General features: G+C 60.5%; 1 pseudogene. It reads left to right on the top strand.

The annotated features are described in order from the left end of the window. Positions 1 to 2 precede the first annotated feature (2 nt). Positions 3 to 210: pseudogene (locus FDX22_RS19515) on the top strand (acetyl esterase); the annotation flags it as partial.

Here is a 210-nt window from a genome sequence, read left to right as displayed (position 1 = left end):
TGGTGAATTTTCATCGCGACGATTTGCCACCGTGGCCCGCTGCCGATGACTTTGTGGCCCAGCGCCAACACTACATTCATGAGCGGCAGCTGTGGAATGCCGATGCCCCGCAGATGCATACCCGCGAATGCGTGATTTCTACCGCGTGCGGCCCCGTTGCCACACGCATCTACGCTCCGCAGCCCCAAAGCCAGGCGACGCTGTATTACC

Origin of the sequence: Citrobacter sp. TBCS-14, from assembly GCF_005280805.1 — a bacterium.
GTDB lineage: Bacteria > Pseudomonadota > Gammaproteobacteria > Enterobacterales > Enterobacteriaceae > Citrobacter > Citrobacter gillenii.
This window is presented reverse-complemented; position numbering and strand designations above follow the sequence as displayed.